This is a genomic window from Frankia sp. CcMO1, from assembly GCF_977945845.1.
In genome coordinates this window covers 1-18,443 of sequence record NZ_CDWTMG010000077.1, presented here as the reverse complement: position 1 = coordinate 18,443, position 18,443 = coordinate 1, and the positions used below count along the sequence as shown (strand labels likewise).

General features: G+C 72.1%; 8 protein-coding genes. 4 read left to right on the top strand and 4 right to left on the bottom strand.

The window, feature by feature from the left end:
• Positions 1–8 precede the first annotated feature (8 nt).
• Complete coding sequence (locus AC08OU_RS11785) at positions 9–1,322, bottom strand: aminotransferase class I/II-fold pyridoxal phosphate-dependent enzyme (RefSeq protein ID WP_476604896.1); 1,314 nt, start codon at positions 1,320–1,322, stop codon at positions 9–11.
• A 582-nt stretch (positions 1,323–1,904) separates the two neighbouring features.
• On the opposite strand from AC08OU_RS11785, the gene AC08OU_RS11780 reads away from it, so the two are divergent.
• Positions 1,905–2,642, top strand: coding sequence for a class I SAM-dependent methyltransferase (locus tag AC08OU_RS11780; protein WP_476600530.1), 738 nt, complete (start codon positions 1,905–1,907; stop codon positions 2,640–2,642).
• Between the two features lie 47 nt (positions 2,643–2,689).
• Here AC08OU_RS11780 and AC08OU_RS11775 read toward each other — a convergent pair whose 3' ends face one another.
• A complete protein-coding gene (locus AC08OU_RS11775) occupies positions 2,690–6,073 on the bottom strand; it encodes a UvrD-helicase domain-containing protein (protein WP_476600528.1) in 3,384 nt (1,127 codons plus the stop codon).
• Between the two features lie 301 nt (positions 6,074–6,374).
• Between AC08OU_RS11775 and AC08OU_RS11770 the strand changes: the two genes are divergently transcribed.
• Positions 6,375–11,426: an AAA domain-containing protein gene (locus AC08OU_RS11770; RefSeq protein WP_476600526.1), complete on the top strand. Its 5,052-nt coding sequence runs from the start codon at positions 6,375–6,377 to the stop codon at positions 11,424–11,426.
• On the opposite strand, the gene AC08OU_RS11765 is transcribed toward AC08OU_RS11770, so the two are convergent.
• Both AC08OU_RS11765 and AC08OU_RS11760 read right to left on the bottom strand, forming a co-directional pair.
• Positions 11,363–12,064 (bottom strand): acetamidase/formamidase family protein, encoded by a 702-nt coding sequence (locus AC08OU_RS11765; protein ID WP_476600524.1) that lies wholly within the window; start codon positions 12,062–12,064, stop codon positions 11,363–11,365. The two genes, AC08OU_RS11770 and AC08OU_RS11765, sit on opposite strands and share 64 nt — an antisense overlap.
• Before the next feature lie 65 nt (positions 12,065–12,129).
• Complete coding sequence (locus AC08OU_RS11760) at positions 12,130–12,678, bottom strand: acetamidase/formamidase family protein (protein WP_476600522.1); 549 nt, start codon at positions 12,676–12,678, stop codon at positions 12,130–12,132.
• 377 nt (positions 12,679–13,055) lie between these two features.
• Between AC08OU_RS11760 and AC08OU_RS11755 the strand changes: the two genes are divergently transcribed.
• Positions 13,056–14,090 (top strand): thiamine-phosphate kinase, encoded by a 1,035-nt coding sequence (locus tag AC08OU_RS11755; protein WP_476600520.1) that lies wholly within the window; start codon positions 13,056–13,058, stop codon positions 14,088–14,090.
• A 424-nt stretch (positions 14,091–14,514) separates the two neighbouring features.
• The gene (locus AC08OU_RS11750; RefSeq protein ID WP_476604895.1) at positions 14,515–18,258 is read left to right on the top strand and encodes a multifunctional oxoglutarate decarboxylase/oxoglutarate dehydrogenase thiamine pyrophosphate-binding subunit/dihydrolipoyllysine-residue succinyltransferase subunit; all 3,744 of its coding nucleotides are present in this window, start codon (positions 14,515–14,517) and stop codon (positions 18,256–18,258) included.
• Positions 18,259–18,443 lie beyond the last annotated feature (185 nt).

Here is an 18,443-nt window from a genome sequence, read left to right as displayed (position 1 = left end):
GGTGGGGTTCAGTCGCCGGCGCGGGCCTGCGGGACCGATACCAGGGGAAACCGCTCGACCGCCTCGGCCAGGACGGCCAGCAGATGATCGATCTCGACGTCGGTGTTGGCCGCGGTGACCTGGATGCGCACCCCGACCTGCTCGCGGGGAACGACCGGGAACGGCACCACACTCACGAAGATCCCCCGTTCGAACAGAAACCGGCCCAACGGCTCGGCCTGCGCGGCGTCGACCAGGGGAATCTCTATGATCGGAAAGCCGCTGGCGTTGAGCGTGAACAGGCCGAGCCCGCGCAGGCCGTCGAGGAACCGGCTGGTCAGGCGATACAGCCGGGCACGGATGGCGTCCCCGCGTTCCGCGTTGACCCGCAGCCCGACCAGCCCGGTCGCCAGGGACGCCACCGGCGACGGGCCGGAGAAGACGTACGGGCCCGCGGTGGACTTCAGATACTCCTTCACCTCCGTGGGGCAGGCGACGAAGGCGAGCAGCGACGAATACGCCTTCGAGAAACCGCCGACCAGGACGAGATCGTCGTAGGTCTCGCCGAGATGGCGGACGATTCCGTTGCCGCGGCTGCCGTAGGGGCTCGACGCGGCGGCATCACGCTCGCCGACGACACCGAACCCGTGGGCGTCGTCGACGTAGAGCAGGGCGTCGTGCGCACGGGTGAGCGCCGCGAGTTCGGCGAGCGGCGGGCCGTTTCCGGTCATGCTGTGGACGCCGTCGACGCACACCACCCGGGGGTGGGGGCTCGTCCGCAGCCGGCGTTCCAGCCGGTAGAGCCGGTCCTCGCGGAAGCGCGCCACGACGGCGCCGTGGGCCGCGGCCACGACCGCGCCGTCATGCGCCGTCTGATGGGCGTGCACCTCGACGAAGAGGGCCCCCTTGCCCACGAGGGCGGGCAGCACCGACAGCTGGATGTGGGTGATGGTCGGGAGCAGCAGCGCGTCCTCGGCACCGAGGAGAGCGGCGAGCGTGCGCTCGATGTCGTCGTACATCTGCGGGCTGGCGATCAGCCTCGACCAGCTCGGGTGGGTGCCCCAGCGGTCCAGGTACTCCGGGACCGCCTCGATGATCTCCCGGTCGAGATCGAGGCCAAGGTAGTTGCACGACGCGAAATCGGCGAGCCAGTGATCACCGATCCGTATCCGGCGGCCGTCGATCTCGTCCACCGTCGCGTCGTAAAAGGGCGCGTGGCGGCGCAGGCGGTCCAGTTCAGCCCGCATCCTCATAGGCTGATCAAGAACGTGTCGCCAGGCCGGAGATAACGCCCCCGAGACGGGAGGCGAAGGCAAGTCGGGACTTTCATAGGTCTGCGACATCCCCGCGGCCTAGTCGCCCATGCCCTGGGCCGCGGCGATCGGCCAGGCGGGCGGAATAATCACTAATATCCCGGAAAGTCCAAATAGTCCAGTTTCTCGGAAGATAGTCGGGCCTGCCAGCGGAACCGGGTGCGCTACCATCATCACCAGTCCTCAGGATCGCCGGGAACACACGTCGCCGGGTTCAGGGAACGAAGAAGTGCCAACGGGCCAAAGGAGCGTCCAACGCGTAAACAATAAACCTCGGAACCTGGATAATTCCACAACAAGCGCGATATGTTCCTGCTCTGCGCATCGGAGCCGGGAGACCGGGCGGACGTCGGGGCCGCTCCGGACCGGGGTCCACGCCACGCCACGGCCGGGGCGGATCCGACTGGCGGCCCGGGCGGCTCCCGCCGCCCGCCGAAGGCCCGCAGCCGTGGTGTTATCGTCCCCGGCATGTCTGACACGGCGGCATCCGCGGCGACCTCCACCGCGTCCACGGCTACGGCTTCCACGGCTCCCCCCGCGGGCTCGAGGCAGGCCCCGACGCCCTCCGCGGCGGCCACTCCCCACCAGCGGACCAAGGAGGAGGGTCCGCTGGTGCGCGCCCTGCCCTATTCCGGGTTCGGACTGTCGCGCTCGAAGACGCTGTTCCTCGCGCACCGCAAGGAGCCCGTCGACCCGGCCGGCTTCTACTCGCTGATCGCCGCGGACTCCGTGCGCCAGCTGATGCGGTACACCTCCCTGACCGGCCAGCTCGTCCTCGACGTCGGCGGCGGCCCGGGTTACTTCCGCTCAGCCTTCCTCGACGCCGGCGCCCGGTATGTGTGGGTCGAGCCGGACGTCTCGGAGATGGAGGCCGGTGGCCTCGAGGTTCCCGGCCGGGTCCGGGGCAACGCCTTGGACCTACCGTTCCTCTCCGGAAGCGTTGATCTCTGCTACACGTCAAACGTGCTCGAACACGTTCCCGACCCATGGCGGATGTGCTCCGAGCTGGCCCGGGTGACCCGCCCCGGCGGGCTCATCTTCCTGAGCTACACGAACTGGCTGTCCCCTTGGGGCGGCCACGAGACCGCACCCTGGCACTATCTGGGTGGCGACCGGGCGGCGGCAAGGTTCGAACGCCGCAAGGGCAAGGCGCCGAAGAACATCTACGGCAAGACTCTGTTCCCGGTGTCGGTGGCCGACACCCTCGCCTGGGCGAAGCGGCGGCCCGACGTCGAGATCCTCGACGCGATGCCGCGCTATCTACCCGACTGGGCGAAGGTGATTCTCAGGATTCCCGGTGCCCGCGAGATTGTGACCTGGAACCTCGCGATGGTGTTGCGCAAGCGCTGAGCCGCCGGGCCGCGCGAGTGCCGGTCCGGTGGCTCCGGCCCAGCGGCTCAGAGGAGTCGCAGCTGCTTGCCCGGTGCCGGCCGGCGCGGCCGACGCCGCCCGCCCTCGGCCGGGACGCCCTCGGCCGGGGCAGAGGACAGCAAAGCCGGCCTGATATCCGCAAGAAACGGTGAGGGACGGGTCGTCACGACCGACCCGGCGCGCCGCCGGCTGGCCGCCGAGGTGAGGACCAACCGATGCCTGGCCCGGGTGACGCCGACGAAGAAGAGCCGGCGCTCCTCCGCCTCGGCGTCCTTCGTGCCGGCGTCGGCGGTTCCGCCGACGCCACCGCCCGGCGCCTCACCGCCCGGAATCCCACCGGCCGGACCGAACCGCATCGGCAGCAGCCCGTCCTCACAACCGACGATGATGACCAGGCCGTATTCCAGGCCCTTGCTCGCGTGCAGGGTCAGCAGCGAGATCCGGTCCGCCCTCGGGTCCAGCCCGTCGACCTCGGCGGCGAGCGTGACCGACGTGAGGAAACCCGCCAGGTCGTTGCCGGCCGCTGCGGCGGCCGGTGCGAGCAGCTCCACCGCCAGGCGCAGCTCGGCCTCGGTCGGCACCCGCCCGCCGGAGAAGCCGGGGAACCCGTCGGACGGCACGGCGCCGAGCTCGCTTCTCCTCGCCTCGGCAAGATCGGTGGCCCGTGCCGCCGCGTCGCGCAGCAGACCCGACACCGGACGCGGGACGCCGGGACCCGACGGACCCGTGGTCGTCAGGTCCTGCAGCAGGGCGAGCAGGCCGGCGACCGCGGGAGCGTCCGCGAGCGGGAGATGAGAGCGCCGCTGGAACGGGAAACCGCGGGTGGCCAGCGCTTCCATGATCGGCTCGGCCTGGCGGGCGGTCCGGTAGAGCACGGCGATGTCCGCGAAGGAGAACCCCGCGTCGACCGATCCGTCCACCCCCGAGTCCAACGCGTGGAACGAGGTACCGCCAAGCGCCGCGTCGATCGTGCCGACGACGGCGATCGCCTCCTCGGCCTCACTGCGGTAGCGCCGCAGCAGCACCGGGCCGTCGCCCTCGGCGCCCCGCACGGCGGTCAGGGTCCGGTCCGGGACCAGACTCGCGGGCGCGATCACATCGAGCGCCGTCCGCACGATGGTGCGGGTGGATCGGTAGCCGCGGGTCAGGGCGACCGGGCGGGCACTCGGGTAGTCCTGCTCGAACCGCAGGAAGAACCGGACGTCCGCACCCCGGAAGCTGTAGATAGCCTGGTCCGGGTCGCCGATCACGCACAGGTTGGCCGTGGGGGGACACAACAGCCCCAGCAGGCGGTACTGGAGTTCGTCGGTGTCCTGGTACTCGTCGACCCAGACGTGGCGCCACCGCCGCTGGTAGTGCTCGGCGAGATCCGGGGACGACCGCAGCAGGGTCAGCGGCAGGGTGATCAGATCGTCGAGGTCGACCATGTCCCGATCGCGCAGCGCGGCGTCGTAACGGGCGAGCGCCCCGACCAGGTCGTGGTCGCGGATCTCCTCGCCGAGCGCTCGGTGCCGCTTGAGCTCGGCGACACCGGCCGCCACCCGCCGGCGCGTCCGGGCGTCGCCCTCACCGTGCAGCGCCGCGGCGATTAGCTCCACGCGCACCGCGTCGTCCGCTACCTGGACCTGCGGGCCCCGGGCGAGTTTCGCGTGCTGCTCACGGATGATCGTGAGCCCGAGGCCGTGGAAGGTCGTCGCGAGCACCCGTCCGGCGGCGTCACCCAGCAGGACGGCGAGCCGTTCGGCGAGCTCCCCGGCCGCACGCCGGGTGAAGGTGACCGCCAGGCACTCCCCGGCCGGCACCCCGTGCTCAGCGACCCGGTGTGCGATCGCGTGGACCAGCGTACGGGTCTTGCCCGTTCCCGGTCCGGCGAGGACGAGCAGCGGACCGGACAGATGCGAGGCGGCCAGCCGCTGCTCGGGATCCAGCCCGTCGAGCACCGACGGGGTCTCGCCGGAAACCGGCGTGAACAGCTGGCTGCCGGCCACCGCGGCGTCCCCCGGCAGCACCGTGGCGTCCCCCGGCACCACCGTGGCATCAGAGGCCGGGCGCGCCCGCGCCGCGAGCGCCTCGTCGAGGGAGGGTCCCGTATCGATCCGGTCCTGCCCACCGGCCGCGCCGGATCCCAGGTCGAACAGGGTGCCACCGTCCCGGGCGAGCTCCCGGGGCTCAAACAACCGGATGACGCCGTACTCGCCGTCGAACCCGGCCTGCCGGATCACCTCCCCGCGGCGCAGGCGACTGATTGCCTCGACCAGCTCCGGCGATCCGGCCTCGGCGATGTCCGTGAGCGGTACGTCGCCGAGGATGTCGAGCTCCGGGCCCAGACGGGAGACCAACGACGTCACCTGACCCGCGACCGCCTTGCTCTTCGGACCCACGCCGAGGATCTCCCCGACGACCTCCGGCAGCGGAACCAGCGAGGTGACGCCGGGCGCCGTGACGGGGCGGTGGCCGGGCCGCCGGTCGGCCAGCGCCTCGACCCGGTTGAGGACCCCGACGGTGAGGCCACCGCCGCAGGTGGGGCAGCGTCCGCCGGCCTCCCGGGTCTGGTCCGGCGTGAGGACCACCCCGCACTTGCGATGCCCGTCGAGGTGGTACTTGCCCTCCTCCGGGAAGAACTCGACGGTCCCCGCGAAGCCGTCCCCGCCGCGCAGCGCGGCCTCGATGGAGAAGTAGTCGAGGTCGCAGGTGAACGCGGTCGCCTCCCGGCCGAGCATCGGCGGGGAGTGGGCGTCAGAGTTGCTCACCAGCCGGTAACGGTCGAGACCGGAGATCCGCCAGAACATCTCCGGGTCCGCCGAAAGCCCCGTCTCCAGGGCGAAGACCTCATCGGCGAGGTCGCCGTAGCAGTCCTCGACGGCGTCGAACCCGGACTTCGAACCGAGAACCGCGAACCAGGGCGTCCACACGTGCGCCGGGACCAGATAGCAGCCCGCCCCGCCACCAAGGGTGATCTCCAGCAGATCGCGGGAGTCCAGGCCCAGGATGGGACGCCCGTCCGCGGCGAGGTTGCCGATTCGGGCCAACGCCGCCGTGATCCGTCCGGCGGCCTCCCGATCGGGAGCGTAGAGAAGATGATGGACCTTACGGGTCCGGTCGCCCCTCTTGTAGATCGTCGAGATCTCACTGGAGATCATGAAGCGGGTCGCCGTCCGGCAGGAGGCCGGCAACGTGCGCAGCACCTCATGCTCGAGATCGGACCGCAGCCGGAACAGGCCGGGCTCGGCCGGGAGCAGCTTCGTCGCGATCTCCTGGGACCAGGCCGGATGGGTGAAGTCGCCGGTGCCGACGACGGCGATGCCCTTGCGTGCCGCCCACCAGGCCAGGTGCTCCAGATCGCAGTCACGACTGCAGGCACGCGAGTACCGGGAGTGAATGTGCACATCAGTGTAGAACCGTGACCTCACGGATGCGTATGTTGTCGCACCCGCCTCGCCGTGCCGTCGGCGGCACGCCGAACCCGCACCCGGCGCACCCCGCGGACGGGCTACCCCCTCCTGTCGCTCCGCCGGAGAGGGGGACGTCATTATGCGTAGGATGCCGGCATCCTGCCGACCTCGCGGACGTGGCGTCACAGATCGGTGGCGCCGCGGATCGGGAGAGCGGATCGGGAGAACAGCGCCGACGGGAGGAAAGTCACGTGGCGACAACCGACGGATGTCGTTTCCTTCCCGGCGCGGGCGCCGGGATCTCCAGAGCGAGGTCCTGATGACGACGGAGACCGCCGGCCTCGAGCGGCATGCCGCCCTCGCCGACCGCTGTCACCGGCTGGTGCGGTTCCTCCATGAGGTCGCGGCGGCCCGGTCGGGCCGGATCCGGACCATCGAGGAGCATCCGCTCACGGTGTGGCTCGCCAGCATCCCGGCCGGCGTGCCACTGTCCGAGCACGCCGGGGCCGGCGAGGTGCTGCTGACCGCCCCCGCCGCCACCGTCCTGCCCCCACCGCCGCCACCGCCGCCACCGCCCGCGATCCTCGCCGGCCAGATCGTGCTGCCCGACGCGGCCGGCGCCGATCCCGACCAGCCGCCGGTATGGAACGGCGCCGCCGCCGAGCAGACCGCCGCCGCGGCGGCCTACCAGGCCTGGTTGCCGCGATGGCAGCTCTGGGCGACACGCGCGCGCGTTGACGCGGAGCGGCGCAATCTGCACAACACGCTGCACGCGGTCGCGGCCCGGGTCGCCCAGGAGGGTGACGCGCTGGAACTCGTGCTGGCGACCGGCCTGCTGACCTGGCAGCCACCGGGCGGCCCCACCGTCCGCGAGCACCTGCTGACCACCCGACTGACCTGCGACATCGACCCGGTCACCTCCGACATCAGGGTGCGGGTCCCGGCGGGAGCCACGACGCGCCTCGCCGACGGCCCGCTGCTCGACGGCATCGCCGGCTTCCGCCGGGAACGGACGAACGCGCTGCACGAGCGCCTGCGGGGACGACCGTCGGCGCCACTGGGCCCGGACGACATCCGGCTGCTGCGGGACTGGCTGGCGCTGGCGCTCGACGTGCCGACGGACGGCTTCGAACCCGACCTCGCGCCGCCCGCGCCGCCGCCGCCCGACAGCGCGTCACGCCCGCGGGTGACCTTCGCCCCGGCCCTCGTCCTGCGCACCCGTGACCAAGCCGCCCTGCTGACCTACTACGAGCGGATGCTCGACGTCCTGCGGGGTGACGGACCTCCGCCGCTCGGCCTCGTCCAGCTGGTGGAGACCCTCGGCGCCGCCGACCGGCTGGCCTGGCTCGAGGCGGAGGGGGCGACGAGCGGCGCCGAGCTCGGTGCGGACCCGCTGCTCCCGCTCCCGGCCAGTCCCGAGCAGGCCCGGGTGCTGGAACGGCTTCGCCACGACAACGGCGTCGTCGTCGAGGGCCCGCCCGGCACCGGCAAGACGCACACGATCGCCAACCTGGTCTGCGCCCTGCTGGCGGAGGGGCAACGGGTTCTGGTCACCAGCCAGAAGTCGCAAGCCCTGCGGGAGAAACTGCCCCCGGACCTGCAGCGGCTGTGCGTGTCGTTCACCGACACCGAGGAGGCACGCGGCGCTCCGGTCGACCAGGCCGAGAACGCGGGGGCGGGCCTGGACGGCCGGCCCGACCCGGTCTTCGACCCCGCCCCGGCCGGGGCTGAAGACGGAGCGGACGAGCTCGGCGGCATCGGCGTGGGTTCCCCCGAGCTCGCCGCGAGCGTGAGCGCCCTGGCCGCGGAGAAGGCCACCTATCACCCCGAGGCGCTCGACCGGCGGATCGCGCGGGCCGCCGCGCGTCGGCGGGAGGCGATCCGCGCCCGCGATGTCCTGGCGGACCGGGCCCGCGCCCTGCGGTTGGCCGAGCACACGGTGCATCCGGACAGCGAGGTGGCTCCGGGCTGGGGCGGGACGCGGGCGAGCATCGCGGCGCGGGTCCGGGCCGAGGCCGACGCGTCGCGGTGGCTGCCGCGGCCCGTGCCCCGGGCCACCGCGACCACCGCAGCCACCACGACGACGGGGTCCGGGCCTGTCGGGCCTGCGCCGGTTCCCCCGCCGTTGACCGGCGCCGAGGCACTGGAGCTCCACGCCCTGCTGCGATCCGGTCAGATGCGATCTGGTCAGGACGCCGGCGCGGACCGGTCCGCCAGCCCGGTGGTCGAGATGAGCCGGTTCCTACCCGCCGAGCGGTTCGCGGACCTGGTGGCCGCCGCCCGCGCGGCCGACGAGGCGGTCCGCCTTGCCCGCGCGGCCGTCCGTCCCGCGACCCGAGGTCTCCTCGACACGCTTGCCGCCGTCGATCCCGCGGTGGTCTCCCTCGATCCGCTACAGCAGGCGGTCGCCAGGCTCTCCCGCACGCTCGAGGAGCTCGACGGGCGCGGGCAGCGGTCGCACAGACGGCACTGGGTTCCGGCGGCCCTCGACGACGCCCTCGCCGGCCGGGACCGGGTCCTCTGGGCGAAGGTGGCCGCGGCCACGCCGATGATCGCCGAAGCGACACGGCACGTGACCGAACTCGGTCTGCACGCGGTCGCCCTTCCGACCTCCGCGTCCCCGGACGGCTCCGCCTCGGCCGCCGACGCCGGCTCCCCGGCGGATCCGGGCTTCGACCCCGCCGCTCTGCTCGCCCGGGGGGAGGCGCTGCGCGAGCACCTCGACGCCGGGGGCGAGCTGCGGCGCAGGTTCCGGCCGAAGGTCCAGAAGGAGGCGGACGCGCTGCTGACCCGGACGCTGGTGGACGGCGTCGCGCCGACCACCCCGGAGCTGCTCGATCTCGTGCTCGTCCGGCTCCGGGCGGAGGTCGCGGTCGAGGCCGCGACCCGCGGGTGGGCCCTGGTCGGGATCGCGCCGCGGCCCACCGATCCCTTCGAGGTACGCCTGTCCCGACTGGTTGAGGCGCAGGAGGCCGTCACCGAGATCCAGGCGGTCGTGACGGCGCGGGACCGGGTCGTGGCGATCCTGGAGGACATCGTGCCCGGCCGGGCACCGGCGGTGGACTCCGCCGAGCGCGTCCGGGATCTCGCGGCCGTCATGGCCGCGCTGCGCCCGATGGCAGCCGCCGCCGACGCCGAGCAGGCACTGGGGGAACTGCGGGAGGGCTACGCCGAGCTTGCCACCGCGGCGGGCGCGCCGTCCGAGGTCGCCGAGCTGGCCGGCGCGGTGGCGGCCCGCAATGTGGCCGCGTACACGCGGACCCGGGCCGCGCTCGCCACCACCATGGCTGCCCGGGAGGTGACGCTGCGCCGGGACGAGCTGCTCGGCCGGCTGCGCGCGGCGCATCCCGACCTCGCCGATCTTCTCGTCTCGACGGCCGGCGCGACCCGGCCCAATGGAGCGGAGATCTGGCCGGCCAGGCTCGCGGCGTTCACGACCGCCTGGTCCTGGGCGGTGGCCGCGAGCTGGCTGACCGCCACGGCCGCCGGCGCCGGCGCGGCTCCCGGCGGCCCGGCTGGACCACCTGTCGATCTGGACGCCGAGCTGGACGCGGCGGAGGACATGGTCGCCGCGGCCACCGCGGAGCTGGCCGGCGCCCGCGCGTGGAAACACTGCCTCGAACGGATGGGCGCCGAGCAATCGGCCGCGCTGCACGCCTATGCCGACGCGGTGGCGGCCAGCGGCACCTTCGGCGGCCGCCACGCCGAACGTTTCCGCCAGGCCGCCCGGGAGGCGATGGAGATCGCCCAGACGGCGGTGCCGGCCTGGGTCATGCCGATCCGGGAGGTGCTGTCGACGATCCCGGCGGTGCGCGACAGCTTCGACGTCGTGATCGTCGACGAAGGCAGTCAGGCCGGGCTCGACAGCCTGTTCCTGCTCTGGCTCGCCCCACGGGTGATCGTCGTGGGCGACGACCGGCAGTGCACGCCGCCGGTGGAGGTCACGGACGAGCTCGACCGGGTCTTCGACCGGCTGGAGGCCCTGCTGCCGGAGGTGCCGGCGTGGCTGCGCGTCGGGTTCACCCCCCGGTCGAGCCTGTTCACGCTGTTGCGGACCCGCTTCGGCGAGGTGATCCGGCTGCGGGAGCACTTCCGGTGCATGCCGGAAATCATCGAGTGGTCGTCGGCCATGTTCTACCGGGACGCGCCGCTGCTTCCCCTGCGCCAGTTCGGCGCCGACCGGCTGCCGCCGCTGGTCGCCCGGTTCGTTCCCCATGGTTTCACCACAGACGCGGGCCTCGGTCCACGCAATCCGGCCGAGGCCGATGCCCTGGTCGCGCAGGTGCTCTCCTGCGCCGAGGATCCCCGGTACGCCCGGCTCTCCTTCGGCGTCGTCGTCCCGCAGGGCACCGCGCAGGCGGCGCTGATCCGCGACCAGCTGGCCGACCGGATGTCCGCCGCCGAGCACCAGCGTCGACGGCTGCGGGTGGGCGTCCCCGCCGACTTCCAGGGCGACGAGCGCGACGTCGTCTTCCTGTCCCTGGTGGTGGCGCCCGACTCGCGCATCACCCCGCTGACCCGACTGGAGTACCAGCGGCGGTTCAACGTCGCGGCCTCCCGGGCCCGCGACCAGGTCTGGCTGTTCCACTCCGTACCGGTTACCGATCTTGACCCCCGCGATCTGCGGCACAACTATCTGAGCTACGTGCTGTCCACGACGCACCCGGCGACCGCCGGCCGCGGCGAGGAGCCCCCGGCGCTCGCCGAGGTGCCGGCCAACCGTCCGCATCCGGCCTTCGGATCCCTGTTCGAACAGCGGGTCTTCCGGGAGATCGCCGGCCGCGGCTACCTGGTCACCCCGCAGGTGGAGGTCAACGGTCGGCGGGTCGACCTGGTCGTCTCCGGCGGTCGGGCCCGGCTCGCCGTCGAGTGCGACGGGGACGTCGGCTCCGGTCCGGACGAGATCGCGCACGAGTTCGCCCGGGAGCGCGAGCTGCGCCGGGCGGGCTGGCGGTTCTGGCGGGTCCGCCAGCCCGAGTTCGACACCGACGCCGCGTTGGCCTCGTTGTGGCCGCGGCGGGCGAGGGCCGGCATCGCGCCCGTGAACACCGGGGCGCGACGACCGCGGGACGATGCCGCCATCGGCCTCCCCCGCGTCGAACACTCCACCGTCCGGGCGAGCGCCGACGAGGCGCTGCACCGGTGGCGGCCCATCGCCCTGTCCGATCTGGATGGCCTCGACGACGCACCGCCGGACGCCGATCCGCACGATCCGGCCCGTGATCCGGCCCCTGCCCCCCGGCGAGGCGCGGGCGCGGCCCTGGGCGCCGGTGGGGGCGACCGCTCCCCGCGGGCCGAACGGGTCGGTCAGGCCGGCGGCCCGGCCACCCCGCCCGGTTCGAACGGCGCCGGCAGGACGTCGGGACCGTGATCGTCGTGGGGATGCCTCGACGCCTGCTCCGGCGTCTTCTCCGCGGCGTGTCCCGGATCCGTCGGGTCCTCGGTCTCCGAGTCGCCCACGCCGGCGATCCGCACGAGTCCGGGTCGCGGCAGTCGCGGCTTCACGGTCGGCAGTTCGGTGAAATCCGCCCGGCGGATGCGGCAGAACGCGCTCTGGGTTCCGGTGCCGAGCTGGCACGCCCCGAAGTCGGCTGCGGCGGACAGGTAGGCAAGCGCCTCGGTCCGGTCGAGCCCGACCCGGCTCTGTAGGAAGACCACCGCCGACCGCGCCGCGCGGCGGACGGACTCGGCGAGGTCAACGTCGAGCCCCAGGGTGACCCAGGCCGTGTCGGTCTCGATGAACGGTTCCCGCAGCGCGCCGAGAACCGACCGGGCCGCCGTGTCACGCAGCACGGTCAGCCGCAGCGTCGCCCGCAGCGGGCCATCCAGGGCGGTGGCACCGATCTTCCCGTCTCCGAGGGCGTAATGCGGATCGCCGACGGCGAACAACGCGCCGCTCACCTGGACCGGCAGGAACAGCCGCGCGCCCGCGCCGAGTTCCCGGCAGTCCAGGGCGCCGCCGTGCGGACCGATCGAGGTGGAGGGGACGATCTCGATCGTAGTGTCCACGCCGACCGCCATGATTCCCAGGAACGGCGCCAACGGAAACCGGGGCCTGCTGCCGTTCACACTGGTCAGGGCGCCGAACAGACGGCCCCGCCGGCGCTCCACAGCGCAGAAGGTGGTAACGGTGCGGAAGCGTTGCCAATGGCGGGCGTCGGCGTCCGAGTCCGGTGGCCCCCCGCGGGGAACTCCCCGGCGAGCAGGCCCGCGCCATGGCGGGTCGAGACGATCCCATACCGTGCGCGGGGATGCAGCGAGACCATCTCAACCCGCAGCACGTCCCCCGGTTCCGCGCCCCGGACGAACACCGGTCCGGTGACGATGTGGGGGCCGTCCACCCCGAACCGGTGCGGGATACCCGAAGCGGCGATCGCCCGGGCGTCGGCCAGCACCTCCGACGGCGCGACCCCGAAACCGGCGAAGAAGGCGTCGGGATCGCGCCCCTGGTCGCAGAGGATCCCCTCCTGGCTGACCGTATCGAAGGTGACCGTGGCGCCGGAGTCGACACTGAGAACCGGCCTGGTCAGGGCGTTCGGCAGCTCACCCCATCTGATGGTCTCGGGGGTGGAGGGCAGGTAGTGCCTTCCCTCGATCCTTCCTCGGCCAGGCTGCAGCGCCACCCGGCCCTACCTGGACCGATGCCTGGTCAGCGGACCTCCGCTGGGCCGAATCGCCTGGGCGCGCGGCTGACCGGCCCCACGGATCACGGCAGGCCGCGGACGACATACACGCGGACAGGTCTGGCTTCGCACGCGCGTCAGATTTCCAGTGACATATGTCGGGAAGGTGACGCGGACGTTGCGATCACGGTCATTCCGCTGTTTCCGGGTACCCGGTGCGGTCAGGGCCGCGTCCACCCGTCGGTGCCGCCTCCGGCCGGGAGTCCCGGGTCCGGCCGGTCCGGCCGGTCGGTCGGTCGGTCCGGGGGTCGGCGGGGTCGGGAAACTCCGACGAGGATGAAATATCCAGATCAGTAGGGTATTGGAGGATATGGCGAGTGGGAAGTCACGGGAAACCCCCGGCGGGCGCAACGCTGCGCGATCTGGGTGAGTTCGGCTTGATCGAGGCTGTGACGGCGCGTTTCTCCCATGGACGGGACGTGCTGGTCGGCCCCGGGGACGATGCGGCGGTGCTGGCCGCCCCGGACGGTCGGGTGGTCGTCACCACCGACCTGCTGCTCGAAGGACGCCACTTCCGCCGGGACTGGTCGTCCGCGGTGGATGTCGGGCACAAGGCCGCCGCGCAGAACCTCGCCGACGTGGCGTCGATGGGGGCGAGGCCCACCGGCCTGTTCCTCGGATTCGCCGCACCCGGCGACCTCGCGGTCGACTGGGCCCTGGCGATGGCCGACGGAATGGCCGAGGAATGCGCGTATGCCGGTGCCTCCGTGTCCGGCGGGGACGTCAGCTCCGCGGATTCGATCATGCTCGGGGTGACCGCGCTCGGTGACCTGCAGGGCCGGCCGCCGGTCCTGCGCTCGGGCGCCCGGCCCGGTGACGCCGTGGTGCTCGCTGGTCGTCTCGGGTGGGCCCAGGCGGGGCTGGCCCTACTCACGGCGGGTTCGGCAGCCGGCGATTCCCGATGGGTCGACGACCCGCGATGGAAGGAGCTGATCGCGGCGCATCGCCGGCCCCGGCCACCCTACGCGCTCGGGCCGGTGCTCGCCGCCGCGGGCGCGCACGCCATGTGCGACGTCTCGGACGGTCTCGTGGCGGATCTCGGCCACATCGCCGTGGCATCGGGGGTGTCCATCAATCTCGCGCCGGAAGCCTTCCTGATCGACGAGGCGATGCGGTCGGCCGGGGCCGCCCTTGATGTGGACCCGTTGCGCTGGGTACTCGACGGCGGCGAGGATCACGCGCTGGTCGCCTGCCTTCCCCCAGGAGTGACCCCGCCGGCCGGGTGCGTAATGATCGGTTCGGTCCTGAGCGGCGCGGGACCGGTCGGCGCGGGGGTGACAGTGGACGGGGAGCGTCCCGTAGGCAGCGGCGGGTGGGACCACTACGGACAGTCCGCGACGGACGCACTCTGACCCCGGGCAAACCAAGGGACAACGACACCAAGGGAGAAAGGGCACCAAGGAGCAGAAACATCAAGAGGCAGATGCCGGCCCGCCAGGTCGCCTCACGGGCGTAGGTCGCTCGAAGCGACATTTATTGGGTCCGGGGGCCATGATGCGGGCCGGCGTCACCGAGCATAACCGACGGCCCGCCCGGGAGTATCCCCACCGTGCGGTGAACGATCGAACGATCTCGCTCTCGCCCTGATTGGCTGTAGCTGCCGGCCGTTCCCGGCGCCGGTCCGCGTATCCCGGAGAACACGCCGAGCAATCTACTCGTAACCGATCGGGGGACAGGTCGAACCAGGATGCCCAGAGCGGGTAGGATGGGCAGACGGTGGCGGAAAGGCCTTTCGGAGGCCGAGAAGCGAGACCGTGGATAGAGGCGAATGACCCCGTGACAGCACCAACGGTACCTGCGTCAGGACCTGACTTCGGACCCAACGAATGGCTGGTCTTCGAGATCTACCAGCAGTTTCTCGAAGATCCGCAGAGCGTATCGCCGGAGTGGCGCGAGTTCCTCTCCGATTACCGCCCCGGCACGCCGCCCGCCTCCGCGGGCGTAGCCGAACAGGCCGCCACGGCGGCCCCTAGCGGAGAGGTCTCGCCGGATGGTGAGGTCTCCCACACTACGCCTGTTCCGGTGAAGCCGAGCGAGGCCGTCCCGTCTGTTCCGGCCGCCGCGACCGCGCCGGTCCCGGCGTCGGCGCAGCCCGCCGGGCCCCCGAAGCAGGCGGCACCCGCCGACCGGCAGGTTCCGGGGGCGGCCACGCCGCTGCGCGGCGCCGCCGCCCGCGTGGTCAGCAACATGGAGACCTCGCTGCACGTCCCGACGGCGACCTCGGTGCGGGCGGTGCCGGCCAAGCTGCTCGCGGACAACCGCATCGTGATCAACCGGCACCTGGCCCGCTCCAGCGGCGGCAAGGCGTCCTTCACGCACATCATCGGCTACGCGATGGTCAAGGCGCTGGCCGCGCATCCCATCATGAACGCCTCCTACACGGAGGTGGGCGGCAAGCCGGCCATCGTCCAGCCGGAGCACATCAACCTGGGCCTCGCCATCGACCTGGTGACCCCGAAGGGCCGCCAGCTCGTCGTCGCCGCCGTCAAGAAGGCCGAGACGCTGGACTTCACCCAGTTCTGGCAGGCCTACGAGGACCTCGTGCGCCGGGCCCGGGCGAACAAGCTGACCACCGACGACTTCACCGGCGTCACCATCAGCCTGACCAACCCCGGCGGCATCGGCACCGTGCACTCGGTGCCCCGCCTGATGGAGGGCCAGGGCACGATCATCGGTGTCGGGGCGATGGAGTACCCGGCCGAGTTCTCCGGCGCGTCGGCGAACACCCTGGCGAAGCTCGCGATCTCCAAGATCATCACACTGACCAGCACCTACGACCACCGCATCATCCAGGGCGCCCAGTCGGGTGAGTACCTGCGCCGGATGCACCAGCTGCTCCTCGGCGAGGACCGCTTCTACGACGAGATCTTCCAGTCGCTACGGGTGCCCTACGAGCCCGTGCGCTGGGTCACCGACATGCCGGTCGTGCACGAGGGCGACCTCGACCACAACGCCCGGGTGCTGGAACTGATCCACGCCTACCGGGTGCGCGGCCACCTCATGGCGGACACGAACCCGCTCGAGTTCGCCATCCGCAGCCATCCCGATCTCGACATCATCAGCCACGGGCTGACCCTGTGGGACCTCGACCGCGAGTTCGCCGTCGGCGGCTTCGCCGGGCACCGGACGATGTCCCTGCGCGACGTCCTGGGGGTCCTGCGCGACTCGTACTGCCGTCGGATCGGCATCGAGTACATGCACATCCAGGAGCCGGACGAGCGCGCCTGGATCCAGGCCCGGGTCGAGCGGGCCGCGGAGCGGCCGGACCCGGCCGAGCAGCTGCACGTGCTGGAGCGGCTCGGGGCCGCGGAGGCGTTCGAATCGTTCTTGCAGACCAAGTACGTCGGCCAGCGCCGGTTCTCCCTCGAGGGCGCCGAGTCGACGATCCCCGCCCTCGACGAAGTTCTCTCGCGCGCCGCCGGCGCGGGGATGGACGAGGTCGTCATCGGCATGGCCCATCGCGGCCGGCTGAACGTGCTCGCCAACATCGTCGGCAAGTCCTACCGGCAGATCTTCGCCGAGTTCGAGGGCTACCTCGACCCGCAGACCGCACACGGCTCCGGCGACGTCAAGTACCACCTCGGCGCCGAGGGCGTCTACACCGGCCAGGACGGCCGCACGGTACCGGTCTCGGTGGTCGCGAACCCGTCGCACCTCGAGGCGGTCGACCCGGTCACCGAGGGCGTCGTCCGCGCCAAGCAGGACATCCTGGACAAGGGCTCGGCGGGTTTCACCGTCCTGCCGGTACTCGTCCACGGCGATGCCGCGTTCGCCGGTCAGGGGGTCGTCGCCGAGACCCTCAACCTGTCCCAGCTGCGCGGATACCGCACCGGCGGCACCGTGCACCTGGTCATCAACAACCAGGTCGGATTCACCACCTCGCCGGACTCCGGCCGGTCGTCGGTGTACGCCACCGACGTCGCCCGGATGGTCCAGGCACCGATCTTCCACGTGAACGGGGACGACCCGGAGGCGTGTGTCCGGGTCGCGGCGCTGGCGTTCGAGTACCGCCAGGCGTTCCACAAGGACGTCGTCATCGACCTGGTCTGCTACCGGCGGCGCGGGCACAACGAGATGGACGAGCCCTCGTTCACCCAGCCGTTGATGTACGACACCATCGCCAGCAAGCGTTCGGTGCGCAAGCTCTACACCGAGGCGCTGATCGGCCGCGGGGACATCACCCGCGAGGAGGCCGAGCAAGCGATGAAGAGCTACCGCGCGGAGCTCGAGAAGGCCTTCGCGCAGACCCGGGACACCACTCCGGCGGGCTCGTCGCCGCAGCCACGCATCATCACCACCCCGGAGGAGGCCGCCGCGGCGGCCGCGGTGAGCACCGCCGTGTCCGACGAGGCCGTGAAGAAGGTCATCGAGACCCAGGTCAACCTGCCGGAGGGCTTCACCGTCCATCCACGGCTGCGTCCCCAGGTCGAGCGGCGGGCCCAGATGGTGAAGACCGGCTCGATCGACTGGGCGCTGGCGGAGACCTTGGCCTTCGGAACGCTCCTACTCGACGGCCGCTCGGTGCGGCTGACCGGTCAGGACAGCCGGCGGGGCACCTTCGGCCAGCGGCACGCCGTGCTGGTCGACCGGCACAGCGCCGCGGACCACACCCCGCTGCGGACCCTGCGCTACGGCCTCGACGGCACCATCGTGAACGACGGTGTCGGCACCTTCTACGTCTACGACTCGCTGTTGAGCGAGTTCGCGGCGATGGGCTTCGAGTACGGCTACGCGGTCGCCCGGCCGGACATGCTGGTGCTCTGGGAGGCGCAGTTCGGCGACTTCGCCAACGGCGCCCAGTCGATCATTGACGAGTTCATCACCGCCGGTGAGGCCAAGTGGGGCCAGCGGTCGGCAGTCACCCTGCTGCTGCCGCACGGCTACGAGGGTCAGGGTCCCGACCACTCCTCCGCCCGCATCGAGCGATTCCTGTCGCTGTGCGCGGACAACAACATGACGGTCTCCGCACCCTCGTCCCCCGCCAGCTACTTCCACCTGCTGCGCCGGCAGGCCCTCTCGCCGGTCCGGCGCCCGCTGGTGGTCTTCACCCCCAAGTCGATGCTGCGGCTGAAGGCCGCGACGTCCACCGTGGCGGAGCTGACCGGCAGCGGCTGGCAGCCGGTGATTGACGACGGGTCCGTCACGGACCCGTCGGCCGTGCGCCGGGTACTGCTCACGGGCGGCAAGGTCTACTACGATCTCGCCGCCGCCCGGGGGAAGCACGATGACGCCGAGCGGTTCGCCCTGCTGCGCGTCGAACAGCTCTACCCGACGCCCGGACCGGAGCTCGCGCAGGTCCTGGAGCGTTACCCGAACGTGACGGACATCGTCTGGCTCCAGGAGGAGCCAGCGAACCAGGGCGCCTACCCGCACATGGCCCTCAACCTGACCGAGTTCCTGCCCGGCGGCATCCGGCTGCGTCGCATCTCCCGGCGCGCCGCCGCGGCCCCGGCCTCGGGGTCGTCGAAGGTGCACGAGCGCGAGCAGCAGGCCCTGGTCGAGGCGGCGTTCGAGAACTGAGCGCGCGGCTGGCGGGGCGTGCCCGATCCGAGGACCGGGTCCCGCCCCGCCAGTGGTGTTCCCGCCCCGCCGTGCCCGGCAGCGCCACCGGCGTGCGGCGGCCGGTCCGGCTCGCCACCTGGCTGGCCCGCCCAGCCCCGCGTCAGGAGTCCCCGCATCGCACCAAAGAGGCTAGGCTTGTCTTC